Source organism: Phaeobacter sp. 11ANDIMAR09 (genome assembly GCF_001294455.1).
In the GTDB taxonomy this organism is placed as follows: domain Bacteria; phylum Pseudomonadota; class Alphaproteobacteria; order Rhodobacterales; family Rhodobacteraceae; genus Pseudophaeobacter.
This window is the reverse complement of sequence record NZ_LIKT01000007.1, coordinates 171,053-191,679: the sequence shown is the minus strand read 5'-3', so window position 1 is coordinate 191,679 and position 20,627 is coordinate 171,053. Positions and strand designations below refer to the sequence as shown.

Here is a 20,627-nt window from a genome sequence, read left to right as displayed (position 1 = left end):
ATCGGTATTGGTGGTGGTCGTGGCAAAATCTTGCGGCCCCCAAATGACCCGATTTTGCAACGCTTCAAGGGGCCTTCTTGCAGGGTGCTATGAGGTCAGTGGCGCCCAGACACCAGCATCGCTCATGTAGATGATATCCACCTCCAAAGTGCTGAGCAGGGGGAATTCACGCCGTGCCATGGCCTCGTCGGGAAAGGCGATGCGAACGGATTCGATCCCTTCTGTCTTTTTGGTCCGTGGCGAGGTGAAAGTCAGCAGGGTCTTGTAGTCGCGCGCTGTCATATAGCTGTCTTCGGGAACATAGGCCGCAAATTCAAGGATATGCGTGTCGGGGTCCAGGCCGACCTGATCAAGATAACTCTCCTGGGTCTGCAGCATGGCTTTTTCTTCCGCGCTCAAGGGGCCTTGCAGGAATTTTGACAGGCCGGGGCGGGCGGTCTGACACAGCGCAATGCCGCGTTCGGCCACCATTTCCTTAAAGGCGGTTTCATCAGTGATGCCCAACCCGCGGCTGACAATGGCACGGCCCTGGCCGACATAATTCACTTCGTCCCATTGCGCCCAATAGGTTTCGGGATCGGGATAGGCCCGGGCAATCTCGTCGGTCTGAACAATCTGCACCAGCACTTCCGGGTCGGCATGAGGCGGGGTGGGCCCGAGAGAGCCGCTGCTTTCGCGCAGCAATTCTCCCCAAAGCGCCCCAAGGCGATGGCCGGCTTGGACAATGACTTCTGACATCAAGGTGATTGCAGTGCGGCAGCCCGCTTCGCTGGCGTCAAACAGGTCAACACTATAGGTGAGCTGCCAGCCGAACCTATGCCCGTGAGTCTCCCCATAGTCCGGATCATCCGCGCGATGCTCGATTTTTCTCAGATAGGCACCGCCCTGCTTCCCGTCGACAGCAAAACCTTTTTCAAGGACCTCTGGGCTGCGTTCTTCGGCAAGATTTTGGGGCAGGGAGCCTTGATGGATTGCACTGTCATCTAGGTCGCTTTCAGCAAAGAGCTCCCATGTCTCGGCCTCAAAGCCTTCGGTGTCACAGATAACCTCCTGCACGAATGCAATCAAAGCCTCTATCGAAACCTCTGGACCAAGGACCAGATTGTAGGTCAGTGCAATGGGTCGAACAAAATCCATATTGTCCCGCCTTTCTCAATTTCTTTTCTTAAAGGCTAACTTTACAGCCAAGCAATAGATCCATCCGGCAAGTAGCCGCCAATGTGTATGTCATCGGGGATTTTGACACGTTTCTTCCCAAGTAGTCTGATCACTTTTCTGGCGGTTTCTATATCGGGAAAGAAATAGGTCACACCGCTCATGACTTTCTGGTTGGTGGTCGCAAAGCCTTTCCCGCCTTGTAGCATTTGGACATAGCGTTTGAACTGGTCAATCTCAAAGGCAGCATAGGAACTCTTGTCTTCTACCAGGTAGTTTGCCCCGGCTTTCTTGGGGCCCTTGCCACCAGCCAGGGCCAGATCCTGCGAAGTGGCAACGATGCCGTCACCCATATAGGTCTTGCCATCTATGGTGAACTTCAAGTCCCCCGGGGTACGATCGACGATGGACAGATCCACCACGTCTTCGCCAGAATCTGCAAGCTCTTTTGCCTTGCGCAGGGTGGTGCGGCGGATATCCGTGAACAGTGCTCCCTTGGAAGGGTTGTCCGGCATGGCCTTCAGCGCGTCCTGCAGCGCCTGAGCATGTGCCGGACCTTCGATCTCTGAAACCGCCTTTGCGATCTGGCTGCGCATTTCCCGGCGAAAAGCGGATTCAAAGGTGGCATCAGTGATCTTGCTGGCGTCGCCGCCATTGTCCTGGATCACCTTTCTGATGATAGTGTCGACAGAGCGGGGCTCGCCCCCCTCCAGCATCTTCAGCGCTACCAAGGCTTCTTCATATTTGCGCGTATAGGCGCGTTGATAGGGGGATTGGAGGAAGTCCAGCGCGGTTTCAAAGCCTTCGACGACGCTTTTGGCGCCAAACTGCTTTTCGATCTGGGCCCGCATCTGTTTGGTATTGGGTCGCGATTTTTCGACAACCTTGATGCCATCCTCGGTGACCTCGATTTTCAGGGTCGGCACTGCCTCGTCGGCGACACTGCCCTTTTTCGAGACATGCAGGCCCCAGTCATCGCCCTTTTTGGTCAGGTAGTAATATTCGCGTTTCAAATTTCCGGACTGTTGGAAATAGTCGTCAATCGCCTTCTTCAGCGCTGCGTTTTCCCGCAGGTTCAGCTCTGCCCTGAGCAGTTCGAAATTGGGGGTGTTGAACAGGCGCGGGGGCGAAGAGAGGTCAAGCCCAGCTGGCACGTCGCCGGTCTTCAGCGCGTCCTCGACCTCGTCCAATTGCTTCGAGTATTGCGCCAGGGCGCCCTCGGCATCGTCAATCTGATACTGCAGTTTGCGGAGCAGGGTTTCATCCCCGCCATCGCCCAGCTGTTTGCGCAGCTGATCCAGGGCCTTGGCCTGGCTGTCGGTCTCCAGCCGGATCTGAGCCCGGGCCGAGCGCAGTTTGTCGATCACGGATTTGGTCTGCCAATTGGCGAGCGCCTCTTCGGTCAGCAGGGCCACGTCGTCGGCAAATTTTGCGTCATTGAGTTGGGCGATATGGCGCATCTCTTCTGCAACCGCCATCTGGCGCACCACTGGATCGGCGCCTGCGCGGACAACAACGGTGGCGCTGTAGCCGCCATCGGCGGTCTTTTGGATGACCGTTGCGGCTTCAGAGGCGGTGCGGCCAAAGGAAGCGTCAAAGGCCGCTTCGCCCATCATTGCGACTTTGAAGTTGGAGGCCTGACGCCCCTTGAGCGAGGCCAGAATGACCTCGGGCGTGGTGTTCATCAACTTTGCCGCCTTGAGCACAGCCTCGGAGCCCTCGCTCAGATCCTGCGCGCCTTTGAGGATATCTACGGCCTGGCGAGTGGCCTTGATGGCGGCGGCAGTGCCTGCCACATCCAGGCCAACACCAACCCAAGAGGCGACCACCCAGCCCCAATGGGGCACATCTTTGGGGTCCAAGAGTCCCTGGGTCGGATCCAGGGCGATATTGGCAGCTGAGCCTTTGCGGAAGTATTCCTCGGTAATATTGACGGCACTGGCGCCGCCCAGAACCAAGGCGGCCCCGCCCAGCACCAAGGCGGTGCCTCCCGAGGCAAAGATGGCCCCGATGGCAAGCCCGATGGTGACAACCGCCTCGGCCCCGGACCAGACCATGTCCTCGATACCCTCGGCGCGCATCCGCTCCTGCGCCCATTTTAGCTGATCCCCCTGTAGCCCCGTCGAAGACATGGCGGTTCCGGCGATTTCCGGCATGGTCCAGAAATTGAAATCACCATCGTCGACGTTCTGGCGGGTGGTTTTGATGTCCTCCTGTATGGTGGTGCAGATCTTCCGCAGCTCGGCAGCATTTGCCGCACCACCTTGATTTTTGAAGGCTTCTGGATCTTCGATTCTGAGGGCCAGCGGGAAGGGGCCAGCCGCTGCAATCCGCTTGGCGTTGAGGGCCGCCACCTCTTTTTTCAGGGCCTCGACCCTATCGGCTTCGCTCTTTTTGGTGTCGATGAGCTCGCCTTTTGTGATCAAAGAATCCAACAGGGCCGTTGGGATCAATGCGGGATTGCCGAATTCCATCAGCAAATCGACGTAACCAGTGTAAAGCACGGCCCGTGCCAACAGAAGTTCGCTCTCTTTTGCTTCCAGCTCCTTGTTGATCACTGAGATCTTGTCGAGCACCGCAACAGCCACCGCCTTATCCTCTGCCGTCATCGGATTGCGGTATTTGGCGACAGCCTCCTTGGCTGCGGTTTCGGCCTTGGCAATGGCATCATAGGTGGCGTCGCGCATCACCAATTCGAACTGCGCCTCAAAACTTTCCTGGTCCTTGATCAGTGACAGACCGGGCCCAAAGGCTTGCATATGGGCGTCATAGGGGCCCAGCGGGCTGCCAACGCGATCCAGCTCGGCAAAGGTCTTGATCCCGCGCCGGGTGTCGACGACATAGTCGTCATCGGTGATGATGGCGGCAAGATTGCTGGCGTTGCTGGAAACCCAGGTGTCATCCACGTCAGACTTGGTGAAATCTATGTCGATATCATCCAGTTCCAGATCTGCGCCCCAGATGAAATTCGATTTCAGATCCGCGTGATAGACGACATAGCGGCCGTCTTCTTCCAGAATGGCCGCCCCCTTTTTCAGCGAGCGGGCAAAGGCGACGGCTGCATCCCTAGAGCCAAAATCCCGTGCCTCGCGGTTTTCGGCCTTGATGTCCACGCCCTTCATTTTGGCGACAACCGTGCCAGTGGCCTTGCCTGGCACAAATGTCTTGGGCCCGGCGCCCATTTCCTGCCGTTCGAACCGCTCTTGCATCAGTTGGTCGGAGGCCTTGGCAAAGTCGGCCAGGTCTTCCTTGCGCAGCTCATTGCCATCCCAAAAGGCGGCAAGCTCGCGGGTGGGCAGCGAGGAGAGTTTTGCGGAGAGACTGGCCAGGGTGAGGGCCAGTTCCGGCGTCATCTCTGGATCATCGCGAGAAAAGGCGAGAATGTTAAAGATGCGATCATCAACCTTCGCCAGATTGGCTGCGGTGGCGACCTGATCGTCGCGGATTTGCATCCAGGTCGGGGCAAGTTCGGCATAGCGCGGATCAGAGCGTTCCAGTTTGGCGCCGCTGGGAAAGCCCGTGGCCTTATAAAAAGCGGCATCCGTCTTGCGGTTGATTGCATCTTTTGCCTCTGGATCAAGATCCTCAAAAGCCTGTTGCAAGGCAGAGAGCCCTGTATCCTGTTCCTCCTCGCCCAGGACCTCGCCCTCAGGCGTGACAAGGCGCACCCCGAGCTTAACCCCATTGTTGCGCAGATGCAGTTTGAGTGCGCGGGCCAGCAGGGCAGGTGGGGTCTCTTCACAAGTGAGGACGAGAAAACGTGCCTCCACCTGCATCTGCCCCCAAGCGCCGCGCTTGGACTGGGCCTCTTGTTTGGCCTGTTTGGCCAGCAGCCCCACTGCCTTGCGCTTGTGCGCGTTCAGAACCACGGTCTCTTTGCCCAGCATGCAGGCAAAATTCAACGGGTGCTTGCGGGCGCGCCGGATGATGGTGGGCAGATCGCTGATCACCTCTTCTTCGTCTTCCGATGCTTGCGCGACCGGGGCGGGCTGCGCGCCGTCGATGGCGGCAAGGCGTTTCAGGCAGACCACAAGCGCCACCGAAGCATCCGCCCAGCGTTCGTCGGCCAGGCATTTCCGAATGAGGGCAAGGCCTTGTTGAAGTTTTTCCGCCTGGGGGTGGCCGTCATCCTTGAGCTGCGTCAACCGGTCCCGGAGGTTGGCGAGTTCCTTAGCCCGGCTTTCAAAATGAGCTTTGTTTTTCTCCAGCGTCGTGCGGATTTCCTGGGCGGTGCTTTGGAGATTGGCGATCTTGTCTTTGATGCGATCCAGTGCCATCTGTTCTGCCGCGTCGATGATGCCGTCCGCAAGACAGAGCTGGCGCAGCTCTGCTTCCTCGGCGGTCATTCGCTGGACTTCGGCTTCGACCTTTGCGAGCTGAGCGAACTTTATGTTCCTAGCCATGGGGCCTCCAAGAATGCGTTGGTTGGGAAATGCTTGTGAAAATTGACGGACACAAAAGGGCTACGGAAATACGGCTCCCGTGTCAGGCCAGGGCAGCCAGAAGCGAGTCGACCCGCCTTTCCAGCGCCGCAAGCTTCGGCAGTCTGCTCTCCTTGGCGGGCTGTTTGTCCCTTTCGGCGCTTTGGGCTCGGTCGATCTGTTTTTGCAAGAGAGGCGCCAGCTTGGCGGCCATCTTGAGAGCTGCGTCAAAGCGTTTTTCCTCTGCCTGTTTGCAGATATCTGCCCAGGCTTTGTCCAGCTTGTCAGCAGCCTGGGGGCTCGCCTGTTTGGCCTGCTCTACCTGGAGCGCCAGTCTGTTGTGGGCCTTTTCCCATTCAGTCACCAGCGTCGCGCCCTGATCCGCGAGCTTTTGTTCCAGCGCCCCAAGCAGGGCCTCTGCCTTGGCAAAATCCTGAGCCTTCATGAACTGGACCAGGCTCTTGGCGGCCCTTGGCAACAGCGTCTTAGCCAGGCCAGTCTGCTTTGCATCCGCAGTCAGGGACGCCAGTCTCTGTTTTAGGCTCGCTTCCTGCGCCACAATAGTTGGCGCTGCTCCCTCATCGTCTGTAGGGGCTGGGTGGGACGACGGGTCATTTGGCGCCTCGGTTTCTTGGTCATCTACGGGAGCCGCAGCGGAGGTTTCTTGGGAGGCAGGCTTGGCCTGAGTCTCTGCTTCGTCCAAATCTGCTTCCAGCTCGGTGCCGTCAGCGTCGAGAACACGAATGCTGAGCGAAATTTTTTCCGCCTTCAGGTAGGCGCGTAGTTTTTTTGCCAGGGCAGGCAGGGTTTTCAGGCAGGTCAACGACAGATCCTTGCCGTCGACCGTAAATGTGCCAAAGGCGACCTTGTTTCCAGGCCCCTCGCTCCGCGCCTGTTTCATGATGATTTCTGGCGATTTTTGCCGATGGAGACCAAAATAGTCTTCTTTGGCGTTCTTTCCTGGGTTGTAGGCAAAAGCGACGGGCTGTTTGCGCGCAAGCTTGAGCAGAGCCTTGAGCTCAGAGCCGCGTGGATTGAAATTACTCATAAAAATGCTCCTGAAATGCAGGGCGTCGGGAATCGTTACATTTACGAGGCTAAGCAAAACAGAGGGGCTGTGTCACCCCTCTGTTCTGATTGCGCCTTGAGGTTGTGCTTGTTTTAACAAAACGGACCAGCGAGAGGGCTGTTTTCAGGGTTCTCTGCCATCAAAAATCACCAGTGATCGCGAAAGATTGACCTAGCTAAAATGGGCCCAAGATCTGGCTGTGTCGCTTGGCAAGAGTTTGAAACAAGATGAATTTTAAGGAGAAAATCAACTCAACAGACCTGATCATCGGTCCCGTCTGTGTTAGATAGGCTTGATCGGAGGCCACCTAGCGGGCAACACTTGCGGCACGACTGAAACAGAAAATCTGATCGGTGCAGTGTCTCGTGACGAAGGGGCTGAGATGAAAGGACCGCACACTTTTGGGGTCTAGGCTAACTGGGGAATGTGGATCCGCTCCAGTTCGGAATGTGGTGAACGGTTGCTCTCGGCGTTTGTTTGGCCAGACAAAGAACGATGTGAAGGACACCGCAAGGACGATGCGAATGTTGACATTATCACCAAACCTCAAGGCTTCGGTGTCAGCTCAAAACCAGCTGGTCCGCAAGGACCTGCCCTCTCGGTTTGCGTCGATCACAGTCATTGCGCTTCTGTCTCTCTATTATCTGCCGTTCAAAACGGTCTGTTTCATCTATCTGAGTCTCGCGGTGATCGAGTTGGTCGGGATTGTGGTCTACCGGATGTTGCGGCATCGTGTCACCGTTGGCGGTGTTGCGCTGTTCACCGTCTCTGCTTTCATCGGCATCTTGTTCTTCAATTCCTTGCCCCTGCTTCTTTTTCTGCAGCCCGAGGCCTTTCCCAAACTAGCAGGAACCATGCTTTTGGTGATCGCGCTTAATCATAGCGTGGTTGCCCGGTCTGAATGGATGTTTTTTGGCCTGCTGACGGCGCTGCCAATCATTTGTGCCGTGGGGTTCATGATTGTCAGTTTCCTCCATGCCTTTGCCAGCCCGGTTGAGATCGGGATCGCCGTGGTCATTCTGGTGCTGGGGGCCGGATATATCGCGCATAGTATGCGGGCGCTCAATCTGATGACCGACAAACTGCGCCACGCCTTGAGCGCTGCGGAGGCGGGCAGTCGCGCCAAAAGCCGTTTTCTGGCTGCCATGAGCCATGAGATCCGCACGCCGCTGAATGCCATTTGCGGCATGGCCGAACTGCTGGATGAGGAAGAAACGGACCCCTCCACCAAGCAGGAACGCAGCCAATTGTTGCGGAAGTCCGCTGAGGCTCTGACCGGAATTCTAAACGATATCCTGGATCATGCGAAGATCGAAGCCGGACATCTGGAGCTTAACCTGACCACTGCCGCGCCGCGGGTTGAGATAACAAGCGCTGTTGAGATGTTTCGGTCTCCCGCAGTGGCCAAGGGCTTGCAGCTTTCTCTCAGTTTTGGCGAGAGCGTCCCGGACTATGCCGAATTTGATGCCTTGAGGCTCAGACAGGTGATTGGAAACCTTGTCTCTAATGCGGTCAAGTTTACGGAAACCGGAAAAATTAACGTCCATGTGACGGCGGAACCTGGCACAGATAAATCGGTTTTGAGCATCGCGGTCTCGGATACTGGGCGCGGTATTGCCGCCAATCAAATCCCCTATCTCTTTTCCGATTTCTACCGGGCGGTGGACAAGAATGCGCCAACGGTTCCGGGCACCGGGCTAGGCTTGGCCATTGCGCGCCGCTTTGCGCGGATGATGGGGGGAGACATCTCCATCAGCTCGACCCCACAGCAGGGCAGCTGTTTCACCTTTACCAGCCAATTCAAAACACTGGAAGAGCCAAGCCCGGCCGCCGACACTCTCGCTGTTGCAGGCGCTCCAGATGGACCGCCGCCCTCCGATCGGGATCTGGGGCTTAAATCCATCCTTCTGGTCGATGATACCCAATCAAACCGCATGGTTGTACGCGCCTTTCTCAAAAAGAGCGATGTCGAGATTATTGAGGCAGAGGATGGAGCAAAGGCGCTGAAATGTCTGGAGCAGCGCCCTGTGGACCTGGTTTTGCTCGACATGAAGATGCCGGTCATGGATGGCGAGGAAACCCTGACAGAGATGGCGCGGCGCGGGGGGCGGATCGCAGAAACGCCGGTGATCATGCTGACGGCGAATGCCGCTCCTGAGGATCGTCAACGGTTTCTGGATCTGGGCGCCCTTGGCTACCTTGCCAAGCCAGTGAAGAAGTCGCTTTTGATTTCTGAAATCCGCAGGATTGCGGCAGCCCAAGCCTAGAGGGTTTCGACCATAGTGCAGGCTGCCAGGCGCGCTGCGCATGATCTCGCTTTTGCCCCCAAGTAAGTACACGCAAGTTAATGTAAAATTTACGATTGCCTGTAAAAGTTGATTTACATTTTAGCAAATCACCCGAGACTGTGTCTTAAGTGATTCAACCAAGTGGGTAGGCACCCGGATGCAATCGACAGAAATCACCTTTGATAACTTGGGGGAAACCGGAACTTTGTTCACGGCACTTTTGCGTGCCCGGTATCACCATTTTATCGAAGCGCGCGGCTGGAAACTTCCCAATACGCGGGGGCTGGAGTTCGATCAATATGACACCCCAGAGAGCATCTACTGCGTAATTCACGATGGACTTACGGTTTATGGCGGCCTGCGGGTGACCCCCACCACCGCCCATAACTTCAACGCAAGCTATATGCTGCGGGATGCACAGCTGGGCCTCTTGCCGGATATGCCCGAGAACCTCCTGGACGACCCTGCGCCGCAGGATCCTGCAACCTGGGAGGTCAGTCGGGTGTTTGTTGATGATACGTTAAACAGCCGAATTCGGATGCGGGTCAGAACCGAAATCGGCTTGACCCTGGCCCGGTTGGCTGAAGCCTGGAACTTTAGCTCTTACATCTGCCTGACCTCGGTTGCGGCAGGATTGTTGATGCGGCGCACGGGGCTGTCAATTTCCCCGGCTGGCCCTCGTCTGGAAGTGGGGGGCGAGCTTTGCCAAGCCTATCACATGAAAGCCGATGCCAATTCTGTGCGCAGCCGGGCGGCCTAGCCAGCTCCCATGACGCAGGAGGGCGCCCTAGGCCTGGGCGGTTACGCTGCAGTGGCCAGACCACCGATTTTGCGGATTTCCTCCCAGACTTCTTGCACCCCGATGCGGGACTTTAGATTGGTAAAGTAGCTCGGCAAGGCCTTGCGCATAAGGGCCGCATCGCGCTGCATGATCTCCAGATTAGCCCCCACATGCGGGGCCAGGTCGGTTTTGTTGATCACCAAAATATCTGATCGGGTGACGGCCGGACCACCCTTGCGGGGGATCTCTTCGCCGGCCGCCACGTCAATCACATAGATGGTCAGATCCGCCAGTTCTGGGCTGAAAGTGGCTGACAGATTGTCACCACCGCTTTCGATCAGCACGATCTCGACCTCCGGATGGCGCGCAACCATTTCGGCCACGGCCGCCAGATTGATCGAGGCATCCTCCCGGATGGCTGTATGCGGGCAGCCGCCGGTTTCGACCCCGATGATCCGGTCCGAAGGCAACACCTGCAGGCGCACCAGCGCCTCCGCATCTTCCTGGGTGTAGATGTCATTGGTGATGACACCAATGGAAAAGCTGTCGCGCAGGATCTCGGCTAGGGCCGCGGTTAGCGTGGTCTTGCCGGCGCCAACCGGACCACCGATGCCAATACGAAGGGGACCATTGGGGCTAATCATGTGCGAAAAATCCTTGAGTGTTGTGTTTCGTGTTTCATCGCGGCGATATCCGCCAGAAAGGCGGTCGCGGAAAGCTGGGTTAGATCGCCAGACCCAGTCTCGGCGGCGATCGAGGGCAGGCGGGTGCTGAGGCGCTGCAGGATCTGTTGCCCTTCAGTCTGGCCCACCGGCAGCAAACGCTGACCTGCTGCGATCAAATTGGACAGAAAGGCCTGAAGATACATCATCTGTGTCAGATCCAGGGGCAGGTTTTGCGCGGCGGCAGCCCCCCCCAATGCGACCGGGTAGGTGAGCCCAGTGAGCGCCCCGCCCCAGATCGTTTCGGTCACAAGGCCAAAGCTCTGGCCTTGCTGGCTGGTTTCAAACAGCCGTTCCTTGCTGGCGGCAAAGGCGCGGGCGCTTGCGTCAAGCTGGGCAAGCGTCTGGGCTGTCTCGGCCCGCCAGGCGGCTGCCAGAAAAAGCGCATCCGACTGTCCTGCGCCAAGGGTCAGCACCTCTTGCAGCCAGTTCTCCAGATCCGTCCCATTTGTGACCCAGCCCTGATCCGCCGCGGCCTCCAGCCCGTGGCTATAGGCAAAGGCGCCAACGGGGTAGGCGGCAGAGAGCCATTGGCTCAGAACCAGGATTTGGGCGTTAGTGGCTGTGGCCATGGGTCCGTCCGTGGCCATAGGCACCGCCTTCGGGGCAAAAGGGGGCAATGACTTCGCGCAGGGTTGCGCCCAGTTTTTCCAGCATGTTGCGCAGCACGTGGTCTTCCTGGATCAACAGCCGGTCCTGTTCCACCTGGCAGGGGGTGTGGCGATTGCCGATATGCCAGGCGAGCCGGGCGAGATCACCGGTCACCTCCAACAGGGTCTCGCTGGCAGGCACCACCTCGATCAACCGCCCGTCGCTGAGCTTGAAGGCATCCCCCAGCCCAACGGATGAGGTCTGGGCCAAATCCACCAGGAACTTCGTTCCCCCGGCGGTGGTCAGCACCTTGCGGCGCAGAAAACGTGCGTCATAGGTGAGGGTGACTTGATCGTCCCCCTGATGGCTGTGGATCACCTCTCGGGCCGTTGGATACTCCATCTGTCTCTCCTCAGAACATGAAATAGCGTTGCGCCATGGGCAGGACATCGGCGGGTTGGCAGGTCAGCAGCTCGCCATCTGCGCGCACCTCATAGGTTTCGGGATTCACCTCCATCACCGGGGTGGCGTCATTCAGCAACAGATCCTTTTTGCCGATGCTGCGGGTGTTTTTTACGGCGAGTGTCTGTTTCGCCAGCCCCAGCTTATCGCCGATCCCAGCTTGCTGCGCCGCTTCTGAGACAAAGGTCACAGCGGAGTTTTCAACAGAACGGCCAAAGGCGCCAAACATTGGACGCGAGTAGACGGGTTGCGGCGTCGGGATCGAAGCATTGGGGTCCCCCATCTGGGCCATCACGATGGAGCCGCCCAGCAGGACCATCTCGGGTTTGATGCCAAAGAAGGCCGGATCCCAGAGCACCAGATCGGCGCGCTTGCCCTCGGCCAGACTGCCGATCTCATGGCTCAGGCCATGGGCGATGGCGGGGTTGATGGTGTACTTTGCAATGTAACGGCGCACCCGGTAGTTGTCATTGTCGCCTGTCTCCTCGGCGAGACGACCGCGTTGTTTCTTCATCTTGTCGGCGGTTTGCCAGGTGCGGATCAGGACCTCACCGACCCGGCCCATGGCCTGGCTGTCAGAGGCGATGATGCTGAAGGCGCCCATGTCATGCAGGATATCTTCGGCGGCGATGGTCTCGCGGCGGATGCGGCTTTCGGCAAAGGCGACGTCTTCGGGGATGGATTTGTCCAGGTGATGGCAGACCATCAACATATCCAGATGCTCTTCCAGGGTGTTCACGGTAAAGGGACGGGTGGGATTGGTCGAAGAGGGCAGAACATGATCTTCGCCGCAGATCTTGATGATATCCGGGGCGTGACCTCCGCCGGCACCTTCGGTGTGAAAAGCATGGATGGTGCGCCCTTTGATGGCCCCGACAGTATGCTCGACAAAGCCGCTTTCATTCAGGGTGTCGGTGTGGATCATCACCTGAACATCCATGGCGTCAGCCACCGAGAGGCAGCAATCAATCGCGGCAGGCGTTGAGCCCCAGTCCTCATGCAGTTTCAAGGCGCAGGCGCCGCCCAGAACCTGTTCTTCCAGGGCGCCGGGCAGGGCGGCATTGCCCTTGCCCGCAAAGGCCAGGTTCATCGGAAAGGCATCGGCGGATTGCAACATGCGACCGATATGCCAGGCACCGGGCGTACAGGTGGTGGCCAATGTCCCATGGGCCGGCCCGGTGCCGCCGCCCAGCATTGTGGTCAGGCCCGAATGCAGGGCATCCTCGATCTGCTGTGGACAGATATAGTGGATATGGCTGTCAAAGCCTCCGGCCGTCAGAATGCGCCCCTCACCAGCGATCACCTCGGTGCCGGGACCAACAATGACGTCAACACCGGGCTGGGTGTCAGGATTGCCTGCCTTGCCAATGCCCTCGATGCGCCCATCGCGCAGGCCGACATCCGCTTTGTAGATGCCGGAATGATCGACAATTAGCGCATTGGTGACCACCGTATCCACAGCCCCGGCGGCGCGGGTGACCTGTGACTGCCCCATGCCGTCGCGGATCACCTTGCCGCCGCCGAACTTGACCTCTTCACCATATAGTGGCGCATTGGCTGACCCCGCGGCACGGTCTGCGGTCAGATCGTGCTCTACCTCGATGATCAGATCGGTATCCGCCAGACGCAGCCTGTCCCCTGTCGTGGGGCCAAACATGGCGGCATATTCAGCGCGGGAGATTTGGGTGGGCATAGGGGTGGAACCTTGGCAAAGGAGTTCGAGGGAGAGGCCGTTTTGATGGCCCCGGCGGGGGAGCTGGGCTGTCAGAGCGGCCCCATGATCTGTTGATTGAAACCATAGATATGGCGCTGGCCTGCGATCGGTACCAACTGCACCTCGCGCCGCTGACCCGGCTCAAACCTTACGGCGGTGCCCGCGGCAATATCCAGACGATGGCCATGTGCGGCCGCGCGGTCAAAGCTCAGCGCCGGATTGGCCTCGGCAAAATGGTAGTGCGAGCCCACCTGCACGGGGCGATCACCGGTATTTGCAACCATCAAAGTAAGCGGTGTGGCCCCGGCATTCAGGGTCAGGGCACCAGGGGCGGGGAACAGCTCGCCAGGGATCATTTGCGCGCCCTCACATAGGTCAAGACGGCTGCGCCACCAAGGGTCAGCGCCACCAGCAGCGCAGGCAACCAGGTCTCGGCCCCGTGAGGATGCAGGTGGGCCCCACCATGGGCCAGGGCCGGACCTGCGGTGATTGGGATGGCCAATGCGAGAGCGGGCAGCTGTTTCATGGGGTGTCTCCTGTCAGGGGCGTCGAATGTCGTTATCGAATGGGGTTATGGACGGTCACCAGCTTGGTGCCATCAGGAAAGGTGGCCTCAACCTGGACGTCCTGGATCATCTCGGGAATGCCCTCCATACAGTCATCCCGGCAGATGACCTCGGCGCCGGCCTCCATCATATCCGCCACAGATCGCCCGTCGCGGGCGCCTTCGACCACCGCATCACTGATCAGCGCAATGGCCTCGGGGTGGTTGAGCTTGACGCCCCGCGCCAGGCGCTTGCGGGCCACCTCGGCGGCCATGGCAATCAGCAGTTTGTCTTTTTCACGCGGGGTAAGCTTCATGTCAGATCATCCAGCATCGGGGGAGGGTATCCTGTGTCAGGTGGTTGAGGATCGGAACCAGGCTGCAGCGCAGCTCGTGGCCATCCGCCGCGAGCAGGCGCAGCACCAGCAGATCTGCGCCGATCAGCGAAGCTCCGGCCCGGAGCGGCAGCATGGACCGCAGCCGGGGCAGCTGACCGCTGGCATCGGGGGCCACATAGATCAGCGTGGCCAGAGCGCGCGCGCCCGCGGCCACATGGGGACGGTCAAGTTGAGCCTGCATATTGCCGTCAAAACGAAGGCTGTCCCGGTAGAGCTCCTGCCCGCTGCGGCGCAGCAGAACCCGGTCGATGAATTGCCCCTGTGTCACTTCTTCGCCCATTGCCTGGCGGCCAAAGACCAGCGGCTCCACCAGCAGGGCGCTGGCATCTTCAGCCAGATCGACCTGCAGCTGCCGCGACAGGGCGCAGCCCTGAAACAGGATGGTTTCCTGCGGCAGCCAATTCACATGGCCCTTAGCGGCGACCGTGAGCCTGGTTTGCAACTGTCCCATTTCGCCAGGCTGGGCGCGATAGGCCCGCTCTGCAGCCTGCGTCGTTAGGGTCAGCGCGGCTTTGGCGTGAACCTCAGCACTGACCCGCATGTCATCGCCTCCTGTGATCCCCCCAGCGGTATTGACCAGAACGGCTTCTAGCCTGGGGCTCTTGGACCGGGGAAACAGACATCTAAATGACCCTGACTGACGCAAGCCCTGCAGCGCTGTGCCCCGCTTGGTCTGTTTGACCGAAAGCGCGACAGCGCCGCAAGCACGGGGCTGGGCAGGTCGAATGGCCTGAGCCATTTGCTGCGATATGTCGGTGGTCAGGGTGATGCCTGTCTCCTTTGGTGGCAAAGTCACTGCAGCGGCGCAGTGCACCTGTGTTGCCTTTTCTTTTGGCGAAACGGGTCGCTTCTCCACCAAAACCTGCAAAAAACCGACTTGCGGGAAAAGGGTTGCCCATTTTTTAGGTCACCCCACGCGCAAATGCGCAAGTTTTGATCATTGTCGAAGATGGAACGGGAAAACACTGCAGCCCGAGTTGCCTCAAATGCCGCAATGCAGAACCACTGTGGGGGCCCGAGGGATGCAGGTGGTTTTGCAGCTGATTTTCCAGGGGTGTGTGACGACCAGACGAATTGCAGCTCTGAATGGCCGCCACACGGGTGCAACAAAGGTTGCGGGGACTGGGTACGGAAAGATGCGCGTTGACGCAAGCACCCCCGACCCCCTCCGCCGGGAGATAAACATGATCAATCTTAAATCCACACTGGCCGCCACGGCCGCCGTCGCCGCGCTGAGCACTGCGGCCTCTGCCGAAGACTGCGCTATCAAGGTCGGCGTTTTGCATTCCCTGTCCGGGACCATGGCAATTTCTGAGACCACACTTAAAGATACCATGCTGATGCTGATCGACCAGCAAAACGCCGCCGGTGGCGTGCTCGGCTGTGCGCTGGAAGCGGTTGTTGTTGACCCGGCCTCTGACTGGCCGCTGTTTGCGGAAAAAGCGCGTGAGCTGCTGACAGTCCATGATGTCGACGTGATCTTTGGCAACTGGACCAGCGTCAGCCGCAAATCTGTCCTGCCCGTCATCGAAGAGCTGAACGGGTTGCTGTTCTACCCCGTGCAATATGAGGGCGAAGAGAGCTCCAAGAACGTATTCTACACCGGTGCCGCGCCCAACCAGCAGGCAATCCCGGCGACGGATTACTTCCTTGAAGAACTGGGTGTTGAGAAATTCGCTCTGCTGGGCACCGACTATGTCTACCCCCGCACCACCAACAACATCCTGGAAAGCTACCTGCAGTCCAAGGGCATTGCAGGCGAAGATATCTTTGTGAACTACACGCCCTTTGGCCATTCTGATTGGTCTAAGATCGTGGGTGATGTTGTGGCGCTGGCGGCGGACGGCAAAAAGGTCGGCGTGATCTCCACCATCAATGGCGATGCCAACATCGGTTTCTACAAAGAACTGGCCGCTGCCGGTATCTCTGCCGATGATATTCCTGTTGTGGCCTTCTCGGTGGGTGAAGAAGAGCTGTCCGGCCTGGATACCTCTAACTTGGTTGGCCATCTGGCAGCCTGGAACTATTTCCAGTCGGCTGAAAGCGATGCCAATGTGGCCTTTATCGACGCCTGGAAAACAACCATGGGCGATGAGCGCGTGACCAATGACCCGATGGAGGCGCATTACATTGGCTTCAACATGTGGGTGAATGCGGTTGAAGCCGCCAAAACTGCCGATGTGGATGCGGTGCGCATCGCGATGTATGGCCAGGAATTCCCCAACCTGACAGGCGGCACCGCCGTGATGTTGCCAAACCACCACCTGGCGAAGCCAGTGCTGATTGGCGAAATCCAGGAAGACGGCCAGTTCGATATCATCAGCCAAACCACCGAAGTCCCCGGCGATGCCTGGACCGACTTCCTGCCGGCCAGCGCTGTTTTGATGTCCGATTGGAAAGACATCGGTTGCGGTATGTATAACACCGAAACCAAATCCTGCGTTCAGCTGAACTCGAACTACTGATCGTAACAGTCCCGCAGGGCCCCTCGGCTCTGCGGGACATTGAAGGCACCATATCCCATGCGAATTTCCCTATTGGCGGGCCTCATGGTCCTTCTTACAAGCCTTGCTGCCCTTGCGCAGCAGGCCTCTGCACAGATGGCTCTGGATGAGCCCGCACCAATGCAGAGCCTGCTGCAAGAGCAGAGCGCTGTCATCCTAAAGAGTTCCCGCAAGACAATTGCCCCGGCGATTGCAGCGATCGCGGGTAGCGAGCTGCCCCAGGCGCAGGCGGTGCTGCAGGCCTGGCAGGTCAAGGCGCTGTGGATGCGCAAATCGGATGGTCTGTTCTTTCGCGGCGAAAAGCTGGAAAGCAAAAGCTACCGCCTGTTTGATTTTGACAGCGGTGAAGTGATTGGCGAATTTCCTAAATCGGATCTGAAACAGATCAAACCCAACAGCGGCATCCGCGCCATGATCGCCACAGCACTGGTGCAGTTTCAGCTGTCGGACCCGGACCCTGTACGACGCCAAGAGGCCCTGCTGGCGATCGAGCGTGCCCCCGCTGCTGCGCTTTTGGCTCCGTTGCGGGCCTCGATTGAGACTGAACCTGACGCAGGGATTAAGGCGCGCAAAACACGCATTGCGCAGCTATTGACCATTGCCCATGACGCGGATGAGGCGCGCCGCGTCGAGACTATCAACGCCATGTCCGGCGATCTGGGATTGGATGTGCGGGCGACGCTTAACCCGCTGGTGGCGACCCAGTTGCAGGCCTTTGGCGGGGCTGTGCCAGAGGGGCTGAACATCGCTCGCGCGGTGATGCCTGGCGATGATGCGCTGTCCCGCGATGCCGCCTATGGCCTTCTGGTCGGGGCCAAACTCGCTCCGCCTCTGGTCTCAAAGGATGAAATCCGCACCACGCTGGCCGCCCATATCGACGGCGGTAAGGTCGGCGGTGTGCCGATTGCCCAGTTGAACACAGATGAGGCCCGTGCGCGCGCCTATGCGGCCCTGGTTGCCGCGGAAATGGCTCCGGCGCAAATCACCGAGGCCGAAGTCACCCAAAGCTTGAATGACCATATCTTTGCCGAGGTTTATCATGAACCATCGCAGGCGATTACCACGGCAGCTGAGGCGGCCCTCACATCCATTGACACCCAGGTGGTCATTGGCCAGACGGTGGATTTGACACTGGATGCGCTGTCGCTGGCCTCGATCTATTTCCTCGCCGCCATTGGTTTGGCGATTACCTTTGGGGTGATGGGGGTGATCAATATGGCCCATGGCGAATTCATCATGATGGGCGCCTATACCGGCTATGTTGTACAGCAGGTGATCCCGAACCATACCGTTTCTCTCCTGCTGGCGGTACCGCTGGCCTTTGCCGTGACTTTTGCCGCAGGCGTCGCAATGGAGCGGTTGGTTATTCGCTGGCTTTATAATCGCCCGCTAGAGACCCTGCTGGCCACCTTTGGTATCTCGATTGCGCTGCAACAGCTGGCCAAGAATATCTTTGGCACCCAGGCCCGGCCCCTGACCGCGCCGGGCTGGCTGGATGGCGCCTGGATCATTAACGATGTGGTCTCGATCAGCTATATTCGCATCGCCATCTTTATGCTGGCGCTGATTTTCCTGGGGGTCTTCCTCTTCATCATGCGCCGCACCCGGCTGGGGCTGGAAACCCGCGCCGTCACCCAGAACCGGGCTATGGCGGGGTCCATGGGGATCAACCCGGAGCGGGTGAATATGCTCACCTTTGGGCTGGGGTCCGGCATCGCTGGTATTGCGGGTGTCGCCATCGGGTTGTTTGCCAAGGTCACATCGGAACTGGGTTCTGATTATATCGTGCAAAGCTTTATGACCGTGGTTGTTGGCGGGGTGGGCAATATCTGGGGCACATTGGCGGGGGCGACCATGATTGGCTTCTTCCAAAAGGGCGTCGAGTGGCTGAACCCGTCTAATACACTGGCAGCGCAGACCTATATGATCCTCTTCATCATCGTCTTCATTCAATTTCGCCCACGAGGGATCATCGCCCTCAAAGGCCGGGCGGCGGGAGATTAAGCGATGTCCGACAGTTTTCTCAAACGGAACCCCTCGGTCCTGATTTTTCTGGCGGTTTTGGCGTTGTTTGTTCTGGCGGTCACCCTGCTGGCTGAGGGCGCCGGCGCCGGGGTGATCTCCACCAGTTTTGTCAAAACTCTGGGCAAGACGCTCTGTCTGGCGCTGGTGGCTGTGGCGATGGATCTGGTCTGGGGCTACACGGGGATCCTGTCGTTGGGGCATTTCGCCTTCTTTGGCCTTGGCGGCTATATGATCGGCATGTGGCTGATGTATGCCCGCACGCAGGCCATTGTGATGTCATCCCTGGCCGAAGCTTCCATCCCGGCCACCGAGAGCGAAATTACCGATGCCATTGGCAATCAGATCTTTGGCGTGGTGGGCTCCAGCGAGTTCCCCCTGATCTGGATCTTCGCCGATAGTCTGGTGTTGCAGCTGGTGTTGGTGGTGGCGGTGCCGGGGATCCTGGCGCTGGTCTTTGGCTGGCTGGCCTTCCGCTCGCGGGTCACTGGCGTTTACCTGTCGATCCTGACCCAGGCGATGACCCTGGGGTTGGCGCTCTATCTGTTTCAAAACGACAGCGGCTTGCGTGGCAACAACGGGCTGTCAGGCCTGCAGAACCTACCGGGCATGGATCATGTGCCGCAGGCCACCCTGTCGATCTGGTTCTTTTGGGCCTCGGCGGCGGCGCTGGCGCTGGGCTATCTGTTTGCCGCCTGGATTGTCTCGGGCAAGTTTGGCTCAGTGTTGCGCGGCATTCGCGACAATGAAGCCCGTGTGCGCTTCCTGGGGTACTCGGTCGAGGGCTACAAGCTGTTCATTTTTACTGTCACAGCGATCATCGCAGGTATCGCCGGCGCGCTCTATTACCCGCAGGCGGGGATTATCAACCCGGCGGAAATTGCCCCTGTGGCCTCGATCTATCTGGCGGTCTGGGTCGCCATCGGCGGCCGTGGGCGTCTGTACGGAGCGGTGATTGGTGCCGTGTTTGTCAGCCTGGTGTCGTCCTGGTTTACCGGCGGCCAGGCGCCTGATGTAAATCTCGGCTTTTACACCCTGAAATGGGTCGATTGGTGGCTGATTGTGCTGGGGCTCAGCTTTGTTCTGGTGACACTGTTTGCGCCACGTGGCATTGGCGGCCTTGTTGATTTGTGGAGTGAGCGGCGCCGACCCGACCGCCATGGAGCCGATCTGGGACCTGGCGCCGGGGCCCTGCGCGAGAAGGAGGCCAGCAAATGAGCATGTTGTTAGAAGTCTCCGGCGTCTCCGTCAGCTTTGATGGGTTCAAGGCCATCAACAACCTCAGCTTTGCCATTGGCCCGGCAGAAATGCGCGCCATTATTGGTCCCAACGGGGCGGGAAAAACCACCTTTATGGATATCGTCACTGGCAAGACCAGGCCGGATGAGGGGCGGGTGATCTGGGGCGAGCGCAATGTCTCGCTCTTGGGGATGAGCGAAGCGCGCATTGCCCGCGAAGGCGTGGGGAGGAAGTTCCAGAAGCCAACCGTGTTCGAAGATCAGACGGTGCTGGAAAACCTGCTGATGGCGCTGCGGGCCAACCGTAGCCCCTTTGCGGTGATGTTTTATCGCTCCAACCGGGCAGACCTGGACCGGGTCGAGGAACTGGCGAGTGAGATTGGCCTGTTGGAGTCTCTGGCGCGCAAATCGGGCGAGCTGAGCCATGGTCAAAAGCAATGGCTGGAGATCGGCATGTTGCTGGCGCAGGAACCCCGGCTGTTGTTGGTGGATGAACCTGCGGCAGGGATGACCCCAGCCGAGCGCGAGCATACCACCGCCATTCTGGTGGAGGCCGCCAAGACCCGAGCCGTGGTGGTGGTGGAACATGACATGGAGTTTGTGCGGCGGCTGGATTGCCGGGTCACGGTGTTGCACGAGGGGGCGGTTCTGGCTGAAGGCTCGCTGGATCACGTGACCGCCAACAGCCAGGTCATTGACGTTTATCTGGGGCGCTGAC

17 protein-coding genes are annotated in these 20,627 nt (G+C 58.8%); 6 read left to right on the top strand and 11 right to left on the bottom strand.

All coding sequences use genetic code 11. The features are described from left to right. Nucleotides 1-87: 87 nt before the first annotated feature. The 3 genes from AN476_RS08490 to AN476_RS08480 form a co-directional block, all read right to left on the bottom strand. Complete coding sequence (locus AN476_RS08490; RefSeq protein WP_054460709.1) at nt 88-1,137, bottom strand: hypothetical protein; 1,050 nt, start codon at nt 1,135-1,137, stop codon at nt 88-90. Between the two features lie 41 nt (nt 1,138-1,178). Further along, nucleotides 1,179-5,558, bottom strand: a complete 4,380-nt coding sequence (locus AN476_RS08485; protein WP_157063710.1) for a hypothetical protein — start codon at nt 5,556-5,558, stop codon at nt 1,179-1,181. 82 nt (nt 5,559-5,640) lie between these two features. Then, nucleotides 5,641-6,624 carry a hypothetical protein gene (locus AN476_RS08480; RefSeq protein WP_054460703.1) on the bottom strand — a complete coding sequence of 328 codons (984 nt, stop codon included), beginning with the start codon at nt 6,622-6,624 and terminating at the stop codon, nt 5,641-5,643. Between the two features lie 545 nt (nt 6,625-7,169). On the opposite strand from AN476_RS08480, the gene AN476_RS08475 reads away from it, so the two are divergent. Beyond that, nucleotides 7,170-8,912, top strand: coding sequence for an ATP-binding protein (locus AN476_RS08475; protein ID WP_054460701.1), 1,743 nt, complete (start codon nt 7,170-7,172; stop codon nt 8,910-8,912). A gap of 178 nt (nt 8,913-9,090) precedes the next feature. After that, nucleotides 9,091-9,693 (top strand): acyl-homoserine-lactone synthase, encoded by a 603-nt coding sequence (locus AN476_RS08470; RefSeq protein ID WP_054460699.1) that lies wholly within the window; start codon nt 9,091-9,093, stop codon nt 9,691-9,693. A gap of 41 nt (nt 9,694-9,734) precedes the next feature. Here the strand turns inward: AN476_RS08470 and ureG are convergent, their stop codons facing one another. The 8 genes from ureG to AN476_RS08435 all read right to left on the bottom strand — a co-directional run bounded on the left by ureG (nt 9,735) and on the right by AN476_RS08435 (nt 14,941). Next, a complete protein-coding gene (ureG, locus tag AN476_RS08465) occupies nt 9,735-10,358 on the bottom strand; it encodes an urease accessory protein UreG (RefSeq protein WP_054460697.1) in 624 nt (207 codons plus the stop codon). Continuing rightward, on the bottom strand, nt 10,355-11,008 hold the full coding sequence (locus AN476_RS08460) for an urease accessory protein UreF (protein WP_054460695.1): 654 nt from the start codon (nt 11,006-11,008) through the stop codon (nt 10,355-10,357). Before AN476_RS08460 ends, ureG begins: the two co-directional genes overlap by 4 nt. Beyond that, complete coding sequence (locus AN476_RS08455) at nt 10,992-11,429, bottom strand: urease accessory protein UreE (protein WP_054460693.1); 438 nt, start codon at nt 11,427-11,429, stop codon at nt 10,992-10,994. The genes AN476_RS08460 and AN476_RS08455 overlap by 17 nt, the downstream gene beginning before the upstream one ends. Nucleotides 11,430-11,439: 10 nt before the next feature. Continuing rightward, a complete protein-coding gene (gene ureC / locus AN476_RS08450) occupies nt 11,440-13,182 on the bottom strand; it encodes an urease subunit alpha (RefSeq protein WP_054460691.1) in 1,743 nt (580 codons plus the stop codon). A 71-nt stretch (nt 13,183-13,253) separates the two neighbouring features. After that, nucleotides 13,254-13,559, bottom strand: a complete 306-nt coding sequence (locus AN476_RS08445; RefSeq protein WP_054460689.1) for an urease subunit beta — start codon at nt 13,557-13,559, stop codon at nt 13,254-13,256. Then, on the bottom strand, nt 13,556-13,729 hold the full coding sequence (locus tag AN476_RS23070; RefSeq protein ID WP_172684809.1) for a hypothetical protein: 174 nt from the start codon (nt 13,727-13,729) through the stop codon (nt 13,556-13,558). The genes AN476_RS08445 and AN476_RS23070 overlap by 4 nt, the downstream gene beginning before the upstream one ends. Nucleotides 13,730-13,761: 32 nt before the next feature. Further along, complete coding sequence (locus tag AN476_RS08440) at nt 13,762-14,064, bottom strand: urease subunit gamma (protein ID WP_054460687.1); 303 nt, start codon at nt 14,062-14,064, stop codon at nt 13,762-13,764. A gap of 1 nt (nt 14,065) precedes the next feature. Next, entirely contained in the window at nt 14,066-14,941 is an 876-nt protein-coding gene (locus AN476_RS08435) for an urease accessory protein UreD (protein ID WP_253279864.1), read from the bottom strand. Nucleotides 14,942-15,329: 388 nt separating this feature from the next. On the opposite strand from AN476_RS08435, the gene urtA reads away from it, so the two are divergent. From urtA to urtD, 4 genes are read left to right on the top strand one after another with little or no spacing between them, the layout of a single operon-like run. After that, nucleotides 15,330-16,610: an urea ABC transporter substrate-binding protein gene (gene urtA / locus AN476_RS08430; protein WP_054460779.1), complete on the top strand. Its 1,281-nt coding sequence runs from the start codon at nt 15,330-15,332 to the stop codon at nt 16,608-16,610. Nucleotides 16,611-16,667: 57 nt separating this feature from the next. Next, nucleotides 16,668-18,653, top strand: a complete 1,986-nt coding sequence (urtB, locus tag AN476_RS08425) for an urea ABC transporter permease subunit UrtB (RefSeq protein ID WP_054460685.1) — start codon at nt 16,668-16,670, stop codon at nt 18,651-18,653. 3 nt (nt 18,654-18,656) lie between these two features. Further along, entirely contained in the window at nt 18,657-19,889 is a 1,233-nt protein-coding gene (gene urtC, locus AN476_RS08420; protein WP_054460684.1) for an urea ABC transporter permease subunit UrtC, read from the top strand. Then, the gene (gene urtD, locus AN476_RS08415; RefSeq protein WP_054460683.1) at nt 19,886-20,626 is read left to right on the top strand and encodes an urea ABC transporter ATP-binding protein UrtD; all 741 of its coding nucleotides are present in this window, start codon (nt 19,886-19,888) and stop codon (nt 20,624-20,626) included. Before urtC ends, urtD begins: the two co-directional genes overlap by 4 nt. Nucleotide 20,627 lies beyond the last annotated feature (1 nt).